The sequence below is a fragment of the Thalassovita sp. genome (assembly GCF_963691685.1).
Lineage (GTDB): Bacteria > Pseudomonadota > Alphaproteobacteria > Rhodobacterales > Rhodobacteraceae > Thalassobius.
In genome coordinates this window covers 1,720,114-1,740,807 of the sequence record NZ_OY829290.1, presented here as the reverse complement: position 1 = coordinate 1,740,807, position 20,694 = coordinate 1,720,114, and the positions used below count along the sequence as shown (strand labels likewise).

The window sequence follows — 20,694 nt, the reverse complement described above, 5'->3', positions numbered from 1 at the left end:
AAAGTTCAAAGGCCGCCTGTCACAGGCGGCCTTTTCTGTTTCTTGGATCAGGTGTGCCGGGGGCCTCAAACAGGGCCCCGCGGCATCAGGGTGATCAGAAGTTCAGGGTTGCCATCACCTTGACCGAGCGACCCGGTTCATACACCGGAACCACCACAGCGAATTCCTGACCATAGGTGCCGCGGGCCGCGTAGTGTTCATCAAACAGGTTGTTGATTTCCGCGCGGACCGTCAGGTTTTCCATCCGGCTGGGGTTATATTCGGCAAAGACATTCACAACCTCATAGCTGGGAATTTCCTGCGCGCCTGCACCGGCACCTGCGACATCAACGTAGGCGGTGTCTTTCAGACCGATCTGTGCGTCGGCGCCAACGGTCAGGCCCAGGTTTTGGAAGGTGTGACCGGCCTCGATGGTGATCATTTCCCCCAGCGGGGCGGTCAGGTAGTTGCCGGTGTAGGAGTCCGCGGCGGTGCCATTCAGCGTGGTGTCAATATTGGCATAGCCTACGTTGATGAAACCAACACCCCAGTCATAGCCAACACCCAGTTCAAACCCTTCCGAGGTCATATCGGTGTTGTTGAACGGCATTTCCGACATCGGGATGGCCGACCCACTGGGTGGGGCCCACATCGGCGCACGTGCATCCGAAATCTCGGTCTTGAACAGCTTGGCGTTCAGGGTCCAATCCCCCAGTGCCAGCTCACCCGCGAGGTAGAGGTTTTCTGAGGTTACCTCTTCCGGGCTGTCTGGGTATTCCCAATCCGCGTTCATCAGGAAGCTTTCTGACAGGGTCAAACCACCCCAGACAGAGGAGTAGCCGGCACTCAACGTCAGGTTGCTGCTGACCTCCAACTCACCCGAGATATTGGCCGAAACGCCTGAGTTTTCGAACTCAGCCCCGTCAACACCGGTGAATTTCTGATGATCGGCGCGCAGGCCGGTCGACAGCAGGAAGGTGTCCGTCACATCGATATAGGCCTGCGCAAAGGCGCCGACATTGGTCACCTTCTCGGCGCGGTACGCCCCATCAGCACCGGCATATTCCATGCTGGATTTATCGCTGTAGAAGTCGAGACCGGCAACGATGTCCCCCATCGATAGCTCAAAGGTATTTTGGATCTTACCGTTCAAGCTTTGGGTTTTGCCGTCTGTCCAATCCCCTTCATTGTCTGTGGTCAGCTTGGTTGAGCTATAGGCCAGCAAGATCTCAGGGTTCCAGGCGGCACCGCTGCGGTCATCGCTGTAGGACAGTACAATGTTTTGGCGATCCAAGTCATAGATCTGCGTTGCCGGCACCGGACGCCCGGCCAACAGTCCGCCCATATTGGCACGGAAAGGACGCGGGTTATCGTCAATCAACCGCTCATACGACAGCTCAACACGGCCAGCATCCGGGGTGTCAAAAGCCACTTTGGCCAGACCGCTCCACAAATGCACACCGGACCCGACCACTTCGGTCCCCGAACCATCTTCGAATTCTTCACCATCGGCGAATTTCAAGTAACCAAGGTATTCAATCGCACCCTTGCGGCCATAAACAGCGTTGCCCGTGGTGATGGTGTTGCCGTTCGAATTGAACTCAAGCGCGGTGAAGCCGCCAAAATCGTCGCCCTCTGCCAAGAGGTCAGCAACATCTTTGGTCTGGAATTCCAGCGCACCACCAATGGCGCCCGGGCCCTGATCTGCAGTGGCCACACCGGGGTTCACCTTCACCGCTTTCAGCAATGCCGGGTCGATGATGTTGGTGGCAGCGTGGTGGAACACTTTGTTGTTCTGACGCGAACCATCGATGGTCACAACGAGGTTGGTTTCCTCAACACCGTTTACGTAGATCTTCTGCGACGTCGGGATCGAGCTGCCCACGGCAACGGTCGGCTCGCCTTTAAAGACGTCCTGCAGATCGGTGGGTTTGGTCCGTGCCAGATCCTCACCGGAGACGTCGACGTCATTCAGCTCGGTGCCGAGCTCATAGGTTCCAATATAGATAGTGTTCAGTTCAAAAACGTCTTCGGCCCATACGGCGGACGCAACAGAACTGAGGGCGGCGCAAAGCAGCGCACCACGAACAGAGCGGTTCATGAGATACCTCGAGAGGTTGGGAGAGTTTTTAGGGGTATTGGTGGCTAACCGTCGTCGCGAGCGGCCGGTTTGGCGTCCTGCGCCTGCAACACCAGATTCGGATCGGAACCACAACCGAGGCTTGACATGCAAATGCATGTTATCGACAGCTGTCGCAAAACTATCACAATTGACGGCGGCAAATTCCAGGGTCGACGGCGTGTGTCTGCCCGCCTGTTTCAACCGCGAAATCCACGACATTTGCCCTATATCCCAAAGAATGGCTGCAAATGCGGCAAAACCCCTAGCCTTTTACCCCAATCCGGTATAGCCGGGCGGCGAACAACCAAGGACAGCCTTATGGACCTGCGCAACATCGCCATCATCGCCCACGTTGACCACGGCAAAACCACCCTGGTGGATGAGCTGCTGAAGCAGTCGGGCGCCTTCCGTGAAAACCAAGCTGTGGCCGAACGCGCCATGGACAGCAACGATCTGGAACGCGAGCGTGGCATCACCATCTTCGCCAAACCGACCAGCGTTGAGTGGAAAGACACCCGTATCAACATCGTGGACACCCCCGGCCACGCCGACTTCGGCGGTGAGGTTGAGCGGATCCTGTCGATGGTGGACGGTGTGGTTCTGCTGGTCGACGCCGCCGAAGGCCCGATGCCGCAGACCAAATTTGTGACCTCCAAGGCACTGGCCCTGGGTCTGCGTCCGATTGTTGTACTGAACAAGGTCGACAAACCAGACGCAGAACCTGATCGCGCCCTGGATGAGGTGTTTGACCTCTTCTCCTCGCTGGATGCAAACGAGGATCAGCTGGACTTCCCGCATATGTACGCCTCGGGCCGCTCGGGCTGGGCTGATCATGAGCTGGACGGCCCGCGCAAGGATCTGCACGCGCTGTTTGACCTGATCGTCAACCACGTGCCGGAACCCAAGCAGGTCAAGAAGCAGGACGATGATTTCCGCATGCTGGCGACCACGCTGGGTTCGGACCCGTTCATGGGCCGCACCCTGACAGGCCGCGTTGAATCCGGCAAAATCACCGTGGGTGCCACCGTGCAGGCGATCAGCCGCATCGGCCAGAAGATCGAGCAGTTCCGCGTCACCAAAATTCAGGCCTTCCGCGGGCTGCAGAACGCCGACATTGATGAAGCCACCGCAGGTGACATCGTGACCCTGGCAGGCATGTCGAAGGCCACCGTGGCTGACACCATCTGTGCCCTCGCCGTGGAAGATCCGCTGGACGCCCAGCCGATCGATCCGCCGACCATCACCGTCACCTTCGGCATCAACGACAGCCCGCTGGCTGGTCGTGACGGCAAAAAGGTGCAGTCGCGTGTGATCCGTGACCGCCTTTACAAAGAGGCCGAGTCCAACGTGGCGATCAAAATCGAAGACACCCCCGGCGGCGAAGCCTTTGAGGTTTCAGGCCGTGGCGAACTGCAGATGGGTGTTCTGATTGAAAACATGCGTCGCGAAGGCTTCGAGCTGTCGATTTCGCGTCCGCAGGTGATCATGAAAGAAGAAGACGGCCAGCGCATTGAGCCCGTCGAAGAAGTCACCATCGACGTGGATGATGAATACTCCGGCGCGGTGATCGAAAAGCTAACCGGCACCCGTAAGGGCGAACTGGCCGAGATGCGCCAGAACGCAGGTAAAACCCGCATCATCGCCCATGTGCCGTCGCGCGGCCTGATCGGCTACCACGGTGAGTTCCTGACCGACACCCGCGGCACTGGTGTTCTGAACCGTGTGTTCCACGGCTGGACCGCCCACAAAGGCCCGATCCCCGGCCGTCGCGCAGGTGTGCTGATCTCGATGGAAGACGGTGAAGCTGTGGCCTACGCGCTGTGGAACCTGGAAGATCGCGGTCGCATGATGATCGGCGCGCAGGCAAAGGTTTATCAGGGCATGATCATCGGCGAACACAGCCGTGACAACGATCTGGAAGTGAACCCGCTGAAAGGTAAGAAGCTGACCAACGTACGGGCCTCCGGCTCGGACGAAGCGGTCCGCCTGACCACCCCGATCACGCTGAGCCTGGAAGAAGCGATTGCCTACATCAACGATGACGAGCTGGTGGAAGTGACCCCCAACTCGATCCGTCTGCGCAAACGCTACCTGGATCCGCATGAGCGCAAGCGGATGGCCAAAGCCAACCAGTAAGCGGTTGCCATGTGCAAATTAAAAAGCCCGGTGAGAGTGATCCCACCGGGCTTTTCTTTGCGCCAGTTGGGGTCAATTGACCGGCACAAAACTCTCAATCTGGGCCTCATCTGCCGTGAAGGTGCAGAAGGATCCGGCGGGCACCTCTTCCCAGCAGGTGCCGGTGTGCAGCGGTTCTGAAACCACCATCCGCCCCTGCCCTTCAGGCCCGATATGGGTGTAAACGGTTGGCGCGCGTTCGTCTGAGGCGTAGCGCACAGCAAACAGTTTCTGACCACAGCTGAACGCCGCTGCCAGCCGCATGTGCGGGGTGTGGCCGTGTGCGCGACTCAGCGCCTCCAGCTTCGCAACGGCGCGTTCCATCGCGCCTTTGGGATCGTCATAAAGCCCCTCAGCCACCGCGATCAGGAACAGCGCCTCACTGTCGGTGGCACCTTTACGCTCGGGGTACAGCTCATCCGGGATCAACATATCAGCGTGGCGGCGGAAGGTTTCAAAGCCCCCGACCTGACCATTGTGCATGAAGGACCAGCAATTTGAGGTAAACGGATGACAGTTGTTGCGGCTGGTGGCGGTACCGGTTGAGGCGCGCACATGGGCCAGAAACAGGCCCGATTTCACCTGATGGGTCAGCGAGCGCAGGTTCGGGTCAGACCAGGCCGGATGAGTATCACGGTAAAGCCCCGGTTCCTGCCGGTCCCCGTACCACGCCACGCCAAAACCATCTGCATTGGTGGCGGTTTTACACTCATTGGCCGAAATGCTCTGAGCAATCAGGGAATGATCGGGTTTGCTGACCAGATCTTCCAGATAAACGGGGGTACCGATATAGGCGGCCCAACGGCACATGGTGGCTCTCCTGCGGGGTCTTTGGGGGTGTGGATGGCCCCATTGACCACAAAAAAGGGCCGCGCGAAAGGCGCAGCCCTCTCTTCCGATTTGCACAGAAGTGCTTATTCCGTGGTTTCAACCACCATCAGCTCACGCTCGGATGCGTCACGCGCGTGGCTCAGGGCCTCCTGATAGTCGGGGCTGTTGTAGCACTCGACCGCGGCCTCAACGCTGGGGAAACGGGCCACAACATTGCGCGGGCGTTCCTTGCCCTCAAGCTGCACAAACCGTGCGGCGCGGGCGATGAAATAGCCGCCATGTTTCTCAATCGCAGGGCCGGCCAGCTTGGCATATTTGCCATAGGCCTCTTCATCGGTGACGGTGACGTGGGCGATCCAAAGTGCGGGCATGATAACTCCTCCGGCGTATCTTGTTTCCCCGCACTTTAGGGAAACCACCGGAGGAGCCAATCATTTTTTGACCAAAAGGTCGAATTTTTTGAGCATCAGCTCAAATTCTTAGCCTTTGATCGCGGCCTCTGCAGCTGCAATGGCGGCATCGGCATTGGCAGCATCTTTGCCCCCGCCCTGCGCCATGTCGGGACGGCCACCGCCGCCCTTGCCGCCCAGTTCGGGCACCGCTGCCTTCACCAGATCCACGGCCGAGACTTTGTCGGTTGCGTCTTTGGTCACCCCTGCGGCCACCGCAACTTTACCGCCGGTGTCTGCGATCAGAAGAACCGCGCCGGAACCCAGACGTTCCTTATGCTCGTCGATCAGCGCAGGCAGATCCTTGCCCGACACGCCGGACAGCACCTGTGCGATGAACTTCACGCCGTTGATCTCTTTGACCTCAGCGCCGCCACCCTGACCGGCACCGCCGGCCATGGCCAATTCACGGCGCAGCTGAGCCACCTCATTCTGCAGCGCCTTGCGTTCGCCCATCAGCGCATCCACACGTTCCGCCACCTCGCTTGGCTGCGCCTTCAGCGCCCCCATGATGGTGGCCAGCGTGTCGGCCTGCTGCCCCAGATGATCCAGCGCCGCCTGACCGGTCAGCGCCTCAATCCGGCGCACCCCTGCCGAGGATGCCGAATCCCCCAGGATCACCAGCGCGCCAATGTCGCCGGTCTGTTTCACATGGGTGCCGCCGCACAGTTCGATCGAATAGGTGGTGCCGTCCTGGCCTTTGCCAGTTGCGGCCTGCCCCATCGAGACAACGCGCACCTCATCACCGTATTTCTCACCAAACAGCGCCTGCGCTCCGATGTCACGGGCGTCATCCGGTGTCATGATCCGGGTTTCAACGGCGGTGTTCTGACGGATGTAATGGTTCACATCAGCGCCAACTTTGGCCAGTTCCTCCGCCGACAGCGCTTTGGCATGGCTGAAGTCAAACCGCAGACGATCCGGCGCGTTGAGCGAGCCACGCTGCGCCACGTGATCCCCCAGCGCCTCGCGCAGGGCTTCGTGCAGCAGGTGGGTGGCTGAGTGATTGGCCCGGATTGCACTGCGACGGTCATGATCAACAACCAGCTGCGCCGCGGCCCCTTTGGCGATCTCACCTTCGGTGACCTCAGCGATATGGATGAACACGCCAGCCGCTTTGCGGGTGTCGGTGATACGGGCCGCGCCAGCCTCGGTTTTCAGCACCCCGGTGTCGCCCACCTGACCGCCGCTTTCCGCATAAAACGGCGTCTGGTTCACCGCGATCTGCACCTTGGCACCCTTGGCTGCGGTCTCAACCTCCGCACCCTCCTGCACCAGGGCAACAACCTGACCTTCGGCCTCTTCGGTGTCATAGCCCAGGAATTCGGTCACGCCGGCGTTTTCCGCTACGTCAAACCAGACGGTGGCATCCGCCGCCTCACCAGACCCGGCCCAGGCCGCGCGCGCTTTGGCTTTCTGCTCTTCCATCGCGGCGTCAAAGCCATCGGTGTCCACGGTCAGGCCCTTTTCACGCAGCGCGTCCTGCGTCAGGTCCAGCGGGAAACCGTAGGTGTCATAAAGCTTGAACGCGGTTGCACCGTTCAGCGCATCGCCTTCACCCAGGTCGGCCACTTCGCCGTCCAGCAACTTTAGGCCACGGTCCAGCGTCTGTTTGAAACGGGTTTCTTCCAGACGCAGGGTTTCCTCGATCATTGGCTGCGCCTGACGCAGCTCAGGATAGGCTTCGCCCATCTGGCTCACCAGCGACGGCACCAGCTGATGCATAACCGGATCCTTCGCGCCCAAGAGGTGCGCATGCCGCATGGCGCGGCGCATGATGCGACGCAGCACATAGCCGCGGCCATCATTTGACGGCATCACCCCATCAGCAATCAGGAAGGAGGTTGAGCGCAGATGGTCCGCGATCACCCGGTGATGCACGTTTTGATCGCCATAGGGATCAACATTGGTCACATGCGCCGAGGCTTCGATCAGCGCTTTGAACAGGTCGGTGTCATAGTTGTCATGGCTGCCCTGCAGCAGCGCGCCGATCCGTTCCAGCCCCATGCCGGTGTCGATCGACTGCATGTCGAGATCAGTCATCGAGCCGTCTTCGAAACGCTCATTCTGCATGAAGACCACGTTCCAGATCTCAATGAACCGGTCACCATCTTCCTCCGGGCTGCCCGGAGGGCCACCCCAGATGTGATCGCCATGGTCATAGAAAATTTCGGTGCAGGGGCCACAGGGACCAGTCGGCCCCATCTGCCAGAAGTTATCCGAAGTCGCGATGCGGATGATCCGGTCCTCGGGCACGCCGAGTTTTTTCCACATCTCAAAGGCTTCGTCATCGGTGTGATAAACCGTGGTCAGCAGTCGCGATTTGTCGATGCCAAACTCTTTGGTCACCAGTTCCCAGGCGAAAGGAATGGCCTCTTTTTTGAAATAGTCACCAAAGCTGAAGTTGCCCAGCATCTCAAAGAAAGTGTGGTGACGTGCGGTATAGCCCACATTGTCGAGGTCATTGTGTTTACCGCCAGCGCGCACACATTTCTGCGCCGTGGTGGCGCGGGTGTAGTCGCGTTTTTCCACCCCGGTGAAACAGTTTTTGAACTGCACCATGCCAGAGTTGGTAAACATCAGCGTCGGGTCGTTGCGCGGCACCAACGGGCTGGAAGAGACAATCTCATGCCCCTGTTTCTGGAAGTAGTTCAGAAAGGTCGAACGGATTTCGTTAAGACTGGGCATTGGCCTGAAGTTCCCCAATGGATCGGTTTCAGGCTGATGTATCCGCCCCACTGGCCCATGTCCACAGCAAGTAAAGGGCCGGTGACGCATTGCGCCCCGGCCCTGTGCATTTTGTCACAATTCCTTACGGGATTGCTTTTGGATCTGATCCGAAGCGGCGGGCCGCTTTGTGGCGATCAGGCTTCCAGGATGTCGTCGTCATCCTTATCCATGTCAAAGTCCAACCCATGCGCGGCGCGGATCTTATCTTCGATTTCATGGGCGACATCAGGATTGTCACGCAGGAACTGTTTGGCGTTTTCTCGCCCCTGCCCCAGACGGTCATCCGCGTAGGAGAACCAGGCCCCGGATTTATCAACCACCCCGGCCTTCACGCCCAGGTCCAGCAATTCACCGGTTTTGGAGATGCCTTCGCCATACATGATGTCAAACTCAACCTGTTTGAATGGCGGCGACACTTTGTTCTTAACCACTTTGACGCGGGTGGCGTTGCCGACCACTTCGTCACGGTCCTTGATCGCGCCGATACGGCGGATGTCCAGACGGACCGACGAATAGAATTTCAACGCATTGCCGCCGGTGGTGGTTTCCGGGCTGCCGAACATCACGCCGATTTTCATCCGGATCTGGTTGATGAAGATTACCATACAGTTGGACCGGTTGATCGAGCCGGTCAGCTTGCGCATGGCCTGGCTCATCAGGCGAGCCTGCACACCAACGTTGCTGTCACCCATGTCGCCTTCCAGCTCCGATTTCGGCGTCAGCGCCGCAACCGAATCGACCACGACCATGCTGACAGCGCCCGAACGCACCAGCGTGTCGACAATCTCCAGCGCCTGTTCACCGGTGTCCGGCTGGCTGATCAGCAGTTCATCAAGGTTAACACCCAGCTTTTTGGCATATTGCGGGTCCAGTGCATGTTCGGCGTCCACAAAGGCGCAAATGCCACCTTTTTTCTGTTCTTCCGCAACGCAATGCAGCGTCAGCGTCGTCTTGCCCGAGCTTTCAGGACCGTAAATTTCAACGATCCGGCCTTTCGGCAGGCCACCAATGCCAAGGGCAATATCCAGCCCCAGTGACCCGGTGGAAGTTGCCTCAATCTCAGGCGCGACATTGTCGCCCCCCAGTTTCATGATTGAGCCTTTGCCGAACTGACGTTCGATCTGTGCCAGGGCGCTATCCAGCGCCTTCTGCTTGTCCGCGTTACGTTTGCTGTCCATCGAAAGAAGATCTGCCGTTGCCATTGTTCGATTTCCTTATCCCACAGCCGCAACCCCGCGGCAATCCCTGGATGTTCTCATCTTGTTCTCAAATTCAGATATGAGACCAAAACAAGAACACTGCAAGTGTTTTTTCTGCCTAGGATATTTTGCCAAACCAGTTAAGGAATGGTTTATAGAAGGTAGATAATTGCAAGAAATGATGAGGCCTGCCGCGCATGCTGGTGTTTTGGAAGCAGAATTTGGTGTTCCTGTCGGTGCCCAAAACCGGCACGACGGCCTATGAAAAAGCGCTGGCGCCGCTTGCATCCATGTCGGTGCAGGATCCGCCCGAGCTGAAGCATGCACCGCTTTACCGCTACAATCGTTTCTTTCGCCCGATGTTCGAAAAGGTCTGCAACACCGAATTGGAAACCCTGGCCGTGATGCGCGAACCGGTCAGCTGGCTGGGCAGCTGGTATCGATATCGGCGCCGGCCGTTCCTGTCGGGACGTCCGAACTCCACAGAAAACGTCAGTTTTGATGAATTCGTGCAGGCCTATTGTCAGGGTGACGCCCCGGCCTTTGCCCGCGTGGGCAGTCAGGCCAAGTTTCTGGAGCCGCGTCCAAACGGCACCCGGGTGACGCATTTGTTCCGCTATGAAGATCAGGCACCGCTGCGCCAGTTCCTTGAAACCCGGCTGGATTGCCAGCTGGACCTTGATCGCGCAAATGTCTCCCCCGACATGGCCTTGGATCTGAACTCCAAAACCCGCGCGAAGCTTGAACGGAAATACGCGGCGGATTTCGAGCTGTGGCATAGCATTGGCGCGTAACGCCCTGCCGCTACTGCAAGAATTGACTTTGAACGGTCTCGGTCAGCGCCTCCAGTGAAAATGGTTTGGGCAGAAACTGCGCCTGCGCAATGTCATCATGGCTGCCGTCAAAGGCATCTTCGGCGTAGCCTGAAACAAACACCACTCGCACGTTCGGGCGTTCCTCAAGCGCTTGTCGCACCCAGGTTGGGCCATCTAGCCCCGGCATGATGACATCGGTTAAAAACACATCGACCTGTAGCGCCGGATCTTTCAGAATTTCCAACGCCTCTTCAGCATGGGCGGCTTCGATCACGGTGAAGCCAGAGAGACGCAGCGCGCGCGAGGCAAAGGCCCGCACCGGTGCTTCATCTTCGACCAAGAGCACAACGCCCTGCCCTTGTATCTGCGCATTGTTTGGACGCGTGGGGGCTGGTGAGGCCGCAATTGGCTCCTGCACAGCGGGGAACATCAGCGAAAACCGGGTGCCTTCCCCTTCGACGCTGTCGACAAATACATAGCCGCCGCTTTGTTTTACAATGCCATAGACCGTGGCCAATCCCAGACCTGTGCCTTCGCCAGTGCGTTTGGTGGTGTAAAAAGGTTCAAACACCTTTTGCAATTTCTCTGGTGCAATACCGCAGCCGCGATCCTCGACCTCCACCAACAGGTATTCGCCAATTGGGACCGTGACCTGATCGCGGTTCATCGGGGTTACGACCATCTGATTGGTCGCTGTAATCGTGACCTCCCCCTGACCCTCCATCGCGTCGCGCGCGTTAACCACAAGGTTCATCATCACCTGTTCCAGCTGCCGGCGATCCGCACGCATATTGCTAAGCATCGCGTCGACATCGATCACGACCTGCATTTTTTCGCCCACAAGACGGTTGAGCAGATGGCCAAGGTCGCCCAGAACCTCTTGCAAATCCAAAACCTCTGGCCGTAGGGTCTGTTTTCGCGAAAAGGCCAGCAGTTGCCCGACCAGAGCGGCGGCGCGGTTGGCGTTTTGGCGGATCTGCACAAGATCTGCAAAATCCCCGTCACCCTCATCCCGGTGCTGCATCAACAGGTCACAATGGACGGAAATCGCCGTCAGCAGATTGTTGAAATCATGCGCAATTCCCCCCGCAAGTTCCCCAAGCGCCTGCATTTTCTGGCTCTGGGCAAATTGTTCCTCCAGCGTTTTGATCGCAGTTGCATCGCTCAGCACAGCGAGCAGCCGGCGACCATCACTTTGCACCACACGGGTTAAGGAAACCTGAACGAAGAGATCGCCGCCGCGTTGCTTAACCCGCAGAAATTCCGACTGGTGTGTTGTGCTTTCCTCCAAAGCCAGCTTCAGCCAATCCCGCACCGGGCGGCCCGGCCCCTCTAGCAGATCCTCCAGAAAGCGGGGTTCGGACATATCGATGCCCAGCAAGGTCTGCGCCGCCTCATTTGCCCCCAAAATCTGCCCCACCGGATCCAACCGCAAGATCGCCAAGGGCAGCAAATCTAAGGCAGAATCGCCAACGCTGCCCCGCGCCACGCGGTCACCGGCAAGGATGGGGAGAAAATAGACCTCACGACGTCCCATGGTCTGATCGACAATATGGACAAGGCAATTGCGCGGCCCCTCCGGCGACAGGGCCAGGGCAAAACCGCCACTTTCCAAGGGCAATTCGGGAAACACACGCTCCAAGGAGCGCAGCCGCGCACCGCAAAACTGCCGGGCGGCGTCATTCATAAACAAAATCACATTGCCCCGGCCAATGGTCAGCATTGGCAACCCTGTGCCGGACCGCTGCCGCGCCGGGCCTGCGCCAACATCCTCCATCCGCCATAAAAAGCTATCCTTGTCAAAGCGATGCACGGTCAGACGTAGATGCCCACGCCGGGTCACCACATCTTCGCTGGCGGAGCCAAGTTGACTGGCCTGCGCCTGCAACCGCATCAGCAGCGTTGCCGGTTTGGCAAAAACCTCCTGCAGGGCGTCTGCAACGGTCAGCAAGGGGCCGTTCGGGAACCGTTTGTGACCGGCTTCATTCACGTAATGCACCCGGCCCAAGGCATCTGACACCAACGTCGGCGCTGCATCGTATTTCAAAATGCGCGCCGCCCGTTTCAGTTTGCGATGGCGCAATCGGGCGTAGAGAGCGGTGCCAACAGTGGCGAAAAAACTGACCCCCAGCAGGCTAAAGCCAAAGGCTGCCAACTGTTTGCCCAACTCCTCAGAAACGATAAGCGCGGCCAGGAGAAAACCGCCGCCAAGCACAGCGCATAGGGCGACGCCCCAGCTATTGCCAGAGTTATCCGCACCACCTGCCGAAATGGAGGATGGGGGCGTGCCGGACTGAAGTTCCTGTGACTGCACCAATAGCGCCTCGCTCAATTGCTTCGGTCGACTTTTGCAGCAAAGACTTAATCAACTATGAATAATTGAGGTTAATTTACGCAACGAAGAGTTGCGCAGCCCTAGGCCCCTGTCAAGATCGACAGGTGGAAACCATCCCCGTCATCCCCCGGGATCCAGGTTTTTTGGAAGGTTGCCGCGAAGGCTGAATTTTGGGCCAGAAACTGGTCAACGCGGGCGGTATTTTCACGATCAAAGACCGAGCATGTGGCATAGGCCAAGGTCCCGCCGGGCGCCAGAAGCGATGCCGCCCGTTTTAGGATTTCATCCTGCAAGCGGTTCAAATCATGTAGCTTTTCCTCGGTCAGGGCCCATTTACCCTCTGGCGAGCGGCGCCAGCTGCCGCTGCCGGAACAGGGCACATCGCTGAGCACCAGATCAAAAGGCGCCTCGGCCTCAGGGGATTTGGTAAGCGTGATCTTCACCCCGGCGCGTTTGGCCCGTTCCGGCAGGTCCCGCAGCCGCTGCGGATGCGCGTCATAGGCATAAAAGCTGCCGTTAACCTTACCGGCCATGGCCAGCGATTTACCTCCTCCACCCGCGCAAAGATCAAGGATCCGAAGGCCATCGCGCAGCGGCAGGGCCTCAACCACGGCCTGACTGGCGCCGTCTTGCAGCTCCACCAGCCCATTGCGATAGGCCTCAGAATTGTTGATGCGGCGGGCGCCTTCGACGACCCGCAAAGCGGTTGGCGCCACATCCGCGGCCTCTGCGCTGATGCCTTCATCGGCCAGCTTGGTGATCGCGGCATTGCGGTCCAATTTGCGGCTGTTCACCCGCAGCATTACCGGTGCGCGGTGGCGCAGCACTTCGCCATAGGCCTCCGTTTTGTCGCCCAGGCTTTGCGTCACCTCTGGCAACATCCAGTCTGGCAAATCCAAAGCATCAGCGCCTTCCGCTGGTTGGCCGGCGGTTTGCTCGGCCGCGCTCAGGCCTTCAGGCGCGTGACCTTCGCCGGAAAAAACACTCGCTGGATCAAGCCCCTGCTGCCGGATCAGCCCCAGGATCATCGCGCGTCCGGTGAGGCCGCCGCCCCAGACGCCCACGCTGCGTTTGCGGCGCAAGACATCAAAAACATGATCGCGGATCGCCGCCCGATCCTTGGAACCGGCAAAACGCGAACGCCGCGCCCATGTGGTCAGCGCCTTTTCGGCCGGGGTGCCGGCAAGCACCTGGTCCAGGATCTCAATGGCGGCGCCATAGCGGGCGGCTGGGGTCATGGCATGGTCCTCATCTGGGCGGTGGGCGTCAGTTCCCGGCGGGAATATCAGTGGCATCGTGGCGCTTCAAGGCACCAGCGTTGCGCGCCGCCAGCCCGTCAGGCTTGACCCGGTAAACCTATGTGGCACAAGCGCAGACAGATTTCAGGAAGGAGAATACCATGATCGAACGCATGCACACCGGTCAGCGGATGAGCAAGATCGTCAAACACAACGGCACGGTTTACCTGTGCGGGCAGGTTGGCAAAGCCGAAGATGATATCGCCGGACAGACCCGTGAGTGCCTGGCGCGTGTTGACGCCCTGCTGGCCGAGGCGGGATCCAGCAAAGAGCAGATCCTGCAGGCCATTGTCTGGGTGTCAGACATGAAGAACTTTGCCGCGATGAATGAGGTTTGGGATGCCTGGGCGCCGGTGGGTCACGCCCCTGCCCGCGCCTGTGGCGAAGCGAAGCTGGCCCGGCCAGAGCTGCTGGTTGAGGTCATCATCACGGCGGCTTGTGATTAAGTCATAACAACCTAAGTATCTGAAACGAAAAGAGCGCGGGGCTGAAGCCACGCGCTCTTATTGTCTGGATCAACGTCCGCCGGATCATTCAGCGGAACGCGTTGTCTTACCCGATGCGGTAGTTCGGCGCTTCACGGGTGATCTGCACGTCATGCACATGGCTTTCTTTCAGACCCGCGCCGGTGATGCGAACGAAGTTCGATTTGGTGCGCATCTCATCCACGGTGGCGTTGCCGGTGTAGCCCATGGCCGCGCGCAAGCCGCCCACCAGTTGGTGGATCACAGTGCCTGCCGGGCCTTTATAGGGCACCTGACCTTCGATGCCTTCGGGCACCAGCTTGTCACTGGCGGCATCCTTCTGGAAGTAACGGTCGGCCGACCCACGCGCCATAGCGCCAAGTGAGCCCATGCCACGGTAGGATTTGAACGAACGGCCCTGATAGAGGATCACCTCGCCCGGGCTTTCATCGGTGCCCGCGATCATCGAGCCGACCATCGCGCAGGAGGCCCCTGCCGCGATCGCCTTGGCGAAGTCACCGGAGAATTTAATGCCGCCATCGGCAATCACCGGCACATCGCCCGCCGCCGCGGCGCAATCCATGATCGCGGTCAGCTGGGGCACGCCGACGCCGGCAACCATACGGGTGGTACAGATGGAGCCAGGGCCGATCCCGACCTTCACCGCATCCGCACCCGCATCGATCAGCGCTTTGGTTGCCTCACCGGTGGCCACGTTGCCTGCGATCACCTGAACCTTGCTGTTCAGCGCCTTGATGCGTTTCACCGCTTCCAGCACACCTTCGGAGTGGCCATGGGCGGTATCAACCACCACTACATCCGCCCCCGCATCGATCAGCGCCTCAGAGCGTTCAAAACCGCTGTCGCCAACGGAAGAGGCCGCAGCCACCCGCAAACGGCCCAGATCATCCTTGCAGGCATCGGGGTTCAGCACGGCCATTTCGCTGTCTTTCAGGGTCAACATGCCGGTCAGTTTGCCCTGACCATCATGGACCAGCAATTTTTCGATCCGACGGGCGCGCATCAGGCTGCGGGCCTCTTCCAGATCGGCAGGCTCTGCCAGCATCGCCAGATCCTGCGTGGTCATCATTTCCCGCACCGGCATATCGTCGGAATTGGCAAAGCGCATGTCACGGTTGGTCAGGATGCCAACCACGCGACCGTCGTTGTCCACCACCGGAAAACCGGTGAATTTGTAACGCTCCACCAATGCCTTAGCATCTGCCAGCGTTTGATCGGCGGTCAGGGTGACCGGGTTGTAAACGATACCGGATTCAAACCGTTTGACCCGACGCACCTCTTGGGCCTGACGCGCCACATCAAGGTTCTTGTGGATCACGCCGATGCCACCAGCCTGCGCCATGGCGATGGCCATCCGCGCCTCGGTCACGGTGTCCATTGCCGAACTCAGCAGCGGAATGTTCATGGCAATTTCCCGCGTCACCCGCGTGCGCGTATCTGCCGTATTTGGCAACACGCTGGAAGCCGCCGGCACCAGCAAAACATCATCAAAAGTGAGAGCCTCACGAATCTGCATAACCCGTCCTCATGCATAACCCCGTTTGGCGGTGACCCTATGACACAGAAAGCCAGAGGTGGAAAGGGCTGAGAGGGCGCAGAGGCAAAGTTTTCGCTGCAGGTGCAAACTGCACCGGCAAATTGCACCCGCAAATCGTGGGGAGGATCAGCGAAAATCGGGCGCGCCTGATCTGCATCAAGGTCGCCACGTCTGATGGCGCTATCACCACGCTGAAGCCCGCGCCCCCAGGCCGTGTTGCCCGAGATACTGCCCCTAGACCCTGACCCCAGTAGGAACCTGATATGAGCGCCCCCCTTTCCGGAATCACCATCCTTGACCTGACCCATGTTCTGGCGGGGCCCTATGCCTCGATGACTTTGGCGGATCTTGGTGCCCGCGTGATCAAGGTGGAACGCCCCGGCATTGGGGATGACACCCGTGCATTCCCCCCGTTCAAAGACGGGGAAAGCGCCTATTTCGCCACCATCAACCACGGCAAAGAAAGCATTGCGCTGGATCTGAAAGACAGTGCGGATCGCGCGATCGTTGACCAGCTGCTAGCGCAGAGCGATGTGGTGCTGGAAAACTATCGCCCCGGCGTGATGGAGAAGCTGGGCTATGGCTGGGAGGATCTGCACAAACGGTTCCCGGCGCTGATTTACGGTGCGGTTTCCGGCTTTGGCCATACGGGCCCTGAGGCGCTGAAACCGGCCTATGACATGGTGGTGCAGGCCCGTGGTGGTGTGATGTCCATCACCGGGGAACGCGACCGCGAACCGGTGCGGGTGGGCGCATCAATCGGGGATATCGTGGCTGGGATGTTTCTGGCCCAGGGCATTCTGGCGGCCCTGCTGCACCGGCGTGACACCGGGCTGGGGCAAAAGGTTGATATCGCGATGCTGGATTGCCAGCTGGCGCTGCTGGAACATGCCATTGCGATCACCTCGGTCACTGGTGAGCCCCCCCGCCCCTCAGGCGCGCGGCACCCTTCGATCACGCCATTTGAAACCTTCCATGCTGAGGACGGGTTGTTTGTCATCGCGGCGGGAAATGACGCGCTGTTTGCCCGGTTGTGTCAGGCATTGCAGCTGCCTCTGGCGGATGATTCCCGCTTTGCCACCAATCCGGCGCGTTGTGAAAATGCGCGGCTGCTGAAGCGCTTGATTGAGGCCGTAACGCTGGGCGCATCCAAAGCCCATTGGATTGAGGTGCTGACCGCGACCGGCGTGCCGACAGGGCCGATCCAAAACGTGGCCGAGGTGATGCAGGACCCGCAGATCCTGGCTCGCAACATGGTTGTTGACGTGTTGGATGCAGACGGCACCCCGCGCTACACGGCCGCCGGCAACCCGATCAAAATGTCGGGGCTGAGCGATCCCAAAACGCGCAAACCCTCCCCGGCCTTGGACGGTGATCGCGCGGCCATTCTGCGCTGGCTTGAGGGGCAAGCCGGACAGACTGTCTAGGCCATCAAATTGGGCAAGCACCTCTGCCCACTGTAAAAAAGTCGCCCAGCGCGCGCCCGATGTCGCGCTGCGGCTTGCCAGCACCGCCCGATTTCGCCACGCTGCCCCGATCAAGACAATTGGGAGGCTACTCATGGCAGATCATGGCTATGAAGGCGGGCGGCTGGATCTGCCCTTTGTGGGGATTTCGACCTTTGGCAAGCGGGTCTACCAGCCCGACTGGGACAAGCTGGAGGCAGACGTTGCCGTCATCGGCGCCCCCTTTGATGCGGGCACGCAGTGGCGGTCCGGCGCGCGCTTCGGCCCCCGCGCGGTGCGCGAGGCCTCAACCCTCTTCAGCTTTGGCCATGCCGGTGCCTATGACCACGAGGATGAAGCGACCTATCTGCCCGGATCCGTGAACATCGTGGATATGGGGGATGCCGACATCGTGCACACCGACACGATGAAAAGCCATGCCAACATCGAAACCGCCGTGCGCACCGCGCTGCGGGCCGGTGCCCTGCCGGTGGTGATTGGCGGTGATCACTCGGTCAACATTCCCTGCATCAACGCCTTTGACGATCAGGGCGACATTCACATCCTGCAAATCGACGCCCATCTGGATTTTGTCGATGAACGTCACGGCGTGCGCTATGGCCACGGCAACCCGATGCGCCGCGCCGCTGAAAAATCCTATGTGACTGGGCTGACACAGGTCGGGATCCGCAACGTCTCCTCCACCGCGAAGGAAGGCTATGACGCGGCGCGTGAGATGGGATCGGACATCCTGTCAGTGCGTCAGATGCGCAAACTGGGGCCCGAGGCCACCGCGGCCCGTATCCCCGAAGGTGCCAAGGTCTATGTCACCATCGACATTGACGGCTTTTGCCCCTCGATCGCGGCGGGCACCGGCACCCCCAGCCATGGCGGGTTCCTTTATTATGAGGTTCTGGAGCTTTTGCAGCAGGTTGCAGGCCGAAATGAGATCGTGGGCATCGATCTGGTTGAGGTTGCTCCGGATTATGATCCCTCAGGCGGCACGCAGATTCTGGCGGCGCAGGTGTTGCTGAACCTCCTGGGGTTTATCTTTCACGAAAAAGGGCACCGTTAAGAGCGCGCCCCCGACAAACTTGGCTAAAGTCCCGTCACATGACGCGGTTGAGGCGGCATATGCCGCCTTTCTCACTTTTCGTGCTTGGCTCTGCCGCTATGTTAGCTCCACGCGAACTAAGACCGGCACGCCATGACCACTGATCCCCTTGTGATTTTTACGCCTTCGGGCAAACGCGGACATTTTGCCAAGGGCACGCCCATCCTTGATGCTGCACGGCAATTGGGGGTGGATCTGGATTCCGTCTGCGGCGGGCGTGGCATCTGTTCCAAATGTCAGGTGACCCCCAGCTTTGGTGACTTCCCCAAACACGGCGTCACCGTGGCCGAAGACGCGCTGTCAGACTGGAACGCCGTTGAGCAGCGCTACAAGGACAAACGCGGCCTGCTGGATGGTCGCCGCCTGGGTTGTCAGGCCAAGGTTGAGGGGGACGTTGTCATCGACGTGCCGCCCGAAAGTCAGGTCCACAAACAGGTGGTGCGCAAGGCCGCCGATACCCGGGTGATCGAAATGGCCCCGGCCACCCGGCTGGTCATGGTTGCGGTGGAAGAACCTGACATGCACGCCCCCACCGGCGATTTTGAACGGCTGAAGACCGCACTTGCAGATCAGTGGCAGATCGACCGTGTTGAGGCCGAGCTGCCGATCCTGACCAAGCTGCAACCGGCCCTGCGCAAAGGCGGCTGGCAAGTCACCGTGGCCCTGCATCAGGACCACAGCGGGGGACCGGCACGGATCCTTGATATCTGGCCCGGCCTGGCCGAGGGCGGGCTTTATGGTCTGGCGATTGACCTTGGATCGACCACCATCGCGGCGCATCTCTGTGATCTGAGCGACGGTGCGGTCTTGGCTTCCTCGGGTGTGATGAACCCGCAGATCCGCTTTGGTGAGGATCTGATGAGCCGCGTCAGCTACGCGATGATGAATCCCGGCGGCGATCAGGAAATGACCCGCGCCGTGCGCGAGGCGCTGAACGGTCTGGTCACCGATCTGCTGAAACAGGCTGAGGTGCCCGCCGAACGGTTGATGGAGGCGGTGATCGTCTGCAACCCGGTGATGCACCATCTGCTGATGGGGATCGATCCGGTGGAGCTGGGTCAGGCGCCCTTTGCGCTGGCGACCTCTGATGCGCTGTCCTTGCCTGCTACAGCGCTGGATCTGACCGCAATGGCACCACAGGCGCGGATCTATGCCCTGCCCTGCATTGCCGGCCATGTTGGCGCGGATGCCGCTGCCGTGGCGCTGTCTGAGGCGCCGCAACGGTCCGAAGATCTGGCGCTGATGGTGGATGTGGGCACCAACGCCGAAATCCTGCTGGGTGATACCCAGGGGGTACTGGCCTGTTCCTCCCCCACCGGTCCGGCCTTTGAAGGGGCGCAGATCTCCTCAGGTCAGCGGGCGGCACCGGGGGCGATTGAACGTATTGAGATTGATCCGGCCAGCAAGGAGCCGCGGTTCCGCATCATCGGCCTTGATATGTGGTCGAATGAAGATGGTTTTGCTGCGGCGGCGGCAGCCACGGGCATCACCGGCATCTGTGGTTCCGGCATTATTGAGGCGGTGGCCGAGATGCGCATTGCCGGCCTGCTGGACGCCTCTGGTCTGATCGGATCGGCTGAGGCTACCGGCACGCCGCGCTGTATCCCCGACGGGCGCACCCATTCCTATCTGATCTGGGATGGCTCCGCCGATGGTGGCCCTGTCATCACCGTGACCCAGGGCGACATTCGCGCCATTCAGCTGGCGAAATCCGCGCTTTATGCAGGCGCAAGACTGTTGATGGATCAGCGCGGTGTCGACAAGGTGGATCGTGTGGTGCTGGCCGGCGCCTTTGGCGCCCATATCAGCGCCAAACACGCCATGGTGCTGGGCATGATCCCTGATGTGCCCTTGGATAAGGTGCAATCGGCAGGCAACGCCGCAGGCACCGGCGCAAGGATTGCGCTGTGCAACGTAAACGCACGCGCCGAGATCGAAAAACTGGTGCGCGACATCACCAAAATCGAAACCGCGGTGGAGCCCAAGTTTCAGGATCATTTCGTCGCCGCCAATGCGATCCCACATGCCAGCGATCCCTTCCCGGAACTGTCACAGGTGGTCACCCTGCCCGAGGTCAACTTCAACACCGGCGGTGGCGACGGCGCTGAGGGCGGTCGCCGCAGACGGCGGCGGCGCGGCTAGCCTACAATTGGAAATTGCAGCCTGATCCTGTATACTCC

General features: G+C 59.8%; 14 protein-coding genes. 6 read left to right on the top strand and 8 right to left on the bottom strand.

The window, feature by feature from the left end; translation table 11 throughout:
- Positions 1–94: 94 nt before the first annotated feature.
- Complete coding sequence (locus ACORLH_RS08435) at positions 95–2,080, bottom strand: TonB-dependent receptor domain-containing protein (RefSeq protein WP_321832243.1); 1,986 nt, start codon at positions 2,078–2,080, stop codon at positions 95–97.
- Positions 2,081–2,419: 339 nt separating this feature from the next.
- Between ACORLH_RS08435 and typA the strand changes: the two genes are divergently transcribed.
- Positions 2,420–4,237: a translational GTPase TypA gene (typA, locus tag ACORLH_RS08430; protein WP_321832242.1), complete on the top strand. Its 1,818-nt coding sequence runs from the start codon at positions 2,420–2,422 to the stop codon at positions 4,235–4,237.
- A 72-nt stretch (positions 4,238–4,309) separates the two neighbouring features.
- On the opposite strand, the gene ACORLH_RS08425 is transcribed toward typA, so the two are convergent.
- From ACORLH_RS08425 to recA, 4 genes are all read right to left on the bottom strand, one after another.
- On the bottom strand, positions 4,310–5,086 hold the full coding sequence (locus ACORLH_RS08425; protein WP_321832241.1) for a class II glutamine amidotransferase: 777 nt from the start codon (positions 5,084–5,086) through the stop codon (positions 4,310–4,312).
- A 104-nt stretch (positions 5,087–5,190) separates the two neighbouring features.
- Positions 5,191–5,478 carry a DUF1330 domain-containing protein gene (locus ACORLH_RS08420; protein WP_321832239.1) on the bottom strand — a complete coding sequence of 96 codons (288 nt, stop codon included), beginning with the start codon at positions 5,476–5,478 and terminating at the stop codon, positions 5,191–5,193.
- Positions 5,479–5,586: 108 nt separating this feature from the next.
- Complete coding sequence (alaS, locus tag ACORLH_RS08415) at positions 5,587–8,244, bottom strand: alanine--tRNA ligase (RefSeq protein ID WP_321832238.1); 2,658 nt, start codon at positions 8,242–8,244, stop codon at positions 5,587–5,589.
- A gap of 176 nt (positions 8,245–8,420) precedes the next feature.
- Positions 8,421–9,488, bottom strand: coding sequence for a recombinase RecA (gene recA / locus ACORLH_RS08410; RefSeq protein ID WP_058244079.1), 1,068 nt, complete (start codon positions 9,486–9,488; stop codon positions 8,421–8,423).
- A 194-nt stretch (positions 9,489–9,682) separates the two neighbouring features.
- Here recA and ACORLH_RS08405 point away from each other — a divergent pair, with 194 nt between their 5' ends.
- Positions 9,683–10,279, top strand: coding sequence for a sulfotransferase family 2 domain-containing protein (locus ACORLH_RS08405; protein WP_321832237.1), 597 nt, complete (start codon positions 9,683–9,685; stop codon positions 10,277–10,279).
- A gap of 10 nt (positions 10,280–10,289) precedes the next feature.
- On the opposite strand, the gene ACORLH_RS08400 is transcribed toward ACORLH_RS08405, so the two are convergent.
- Complete coding sequence (locus tag ACORLH_RS08400; protein WP_321832236.1) at positions 10,290–12,614, bottom strand: ATP-binding protein; 2,325 nt, start codon at positions 12,612–12,614, stop codon at positions 10,290–10,292.
- A 101-nt stretch (positions 12,615–12,715) separates the two neighbouring features.
- Positions 12,716–13,873 carry an RsmB/NOP family class I SAM-dependent RNA methyltransferase gene (locus tag ACORLH_RS08395; RefSeq protein WP_321832235.1) on the bottom strand — a complete coding sequence of 386 codons (1,158 nt, stop codon included), beginning with the start codon at positions 13,871–13,873 and terminating at the stop codon, positions 12,716–12,718.
- A 161-nt stretch (positions 13,874–14,034) separates the two neighbouring features.
- Between ACORLH_RS08395 and ACORLH_RS08390 the strand changes: the two genes are divergently transcribed.
- Complete coding sequence (locus tag ACORLH_RS08390; RefSeq protein ID WP_321832234.1) at positions 14,035–14,379, top strand: RidA family protein; 345 nt, start codon at positions 14,035–14,037, stop codon at positions 14,377–14,379.
- Between the two features lie 106 nt (positions 14,380–14,485).
- Here ACORLH_RS08390 and guaB read toward each other — a convergent pair whose 3' ends face one another.
- Positions 14,486–15,934, bottom strand: coding sequence for an IMP dehydrogenase (gene guaB / locus ACORLH_RS08385; RefSeq protein WP_321832233.1), 1,449 nt, complete (start codon positions 15,932–15,934; stop codon positions 14,486–14,488).
- A 284-nt stretch (positions 15,935–16,218) separates the two neighbouring features.
- Here guaB and ACORLH_RS08380 point away from each other — a divergent pair, with 284 nt between their 5' ends.
- From ACORLH_RS08380 to ACORLH_RS08370, 3 genes are all read left to right on the top strand, one after another.
- Entirely contained in the window at positions 16,219–17,382 is a 1,164-nt protein-coding gene (locus ACORLH_RS08380) for a CaiB/BaiF CoA-transferase family protein (protein WP_321832232.1), read from the top strand.
- A 133-nt stretch (positions 17,383–17,515) separates the two neighbouring features.
- Positions 17,516–18,475, top strand: coding sequence for an agmatinase (gene speB, locus ACORLH_RS08375; protein ID WP_321832231.1), 960 nt, complete (start codon positions 17,516–17,518; stop codon positions 18,473–18,475).
- Between the two features lie 132 nt (positions 18,476–18,607).
- Positions 18,608–20,656 (top strand): ASKHA domain-containing protein, encoded by a 2,049-nt coding sequence (locus ACORLH_RS08370; RefSeq protein ID WP_321832230.1) that lies wholly within the window; start codon positions 18,608–18,610, stop codon positions 20,654–20,656.
- The last annotated feature ends 38 nt before the right edge of the window (positions 20,657–20,694 follow it).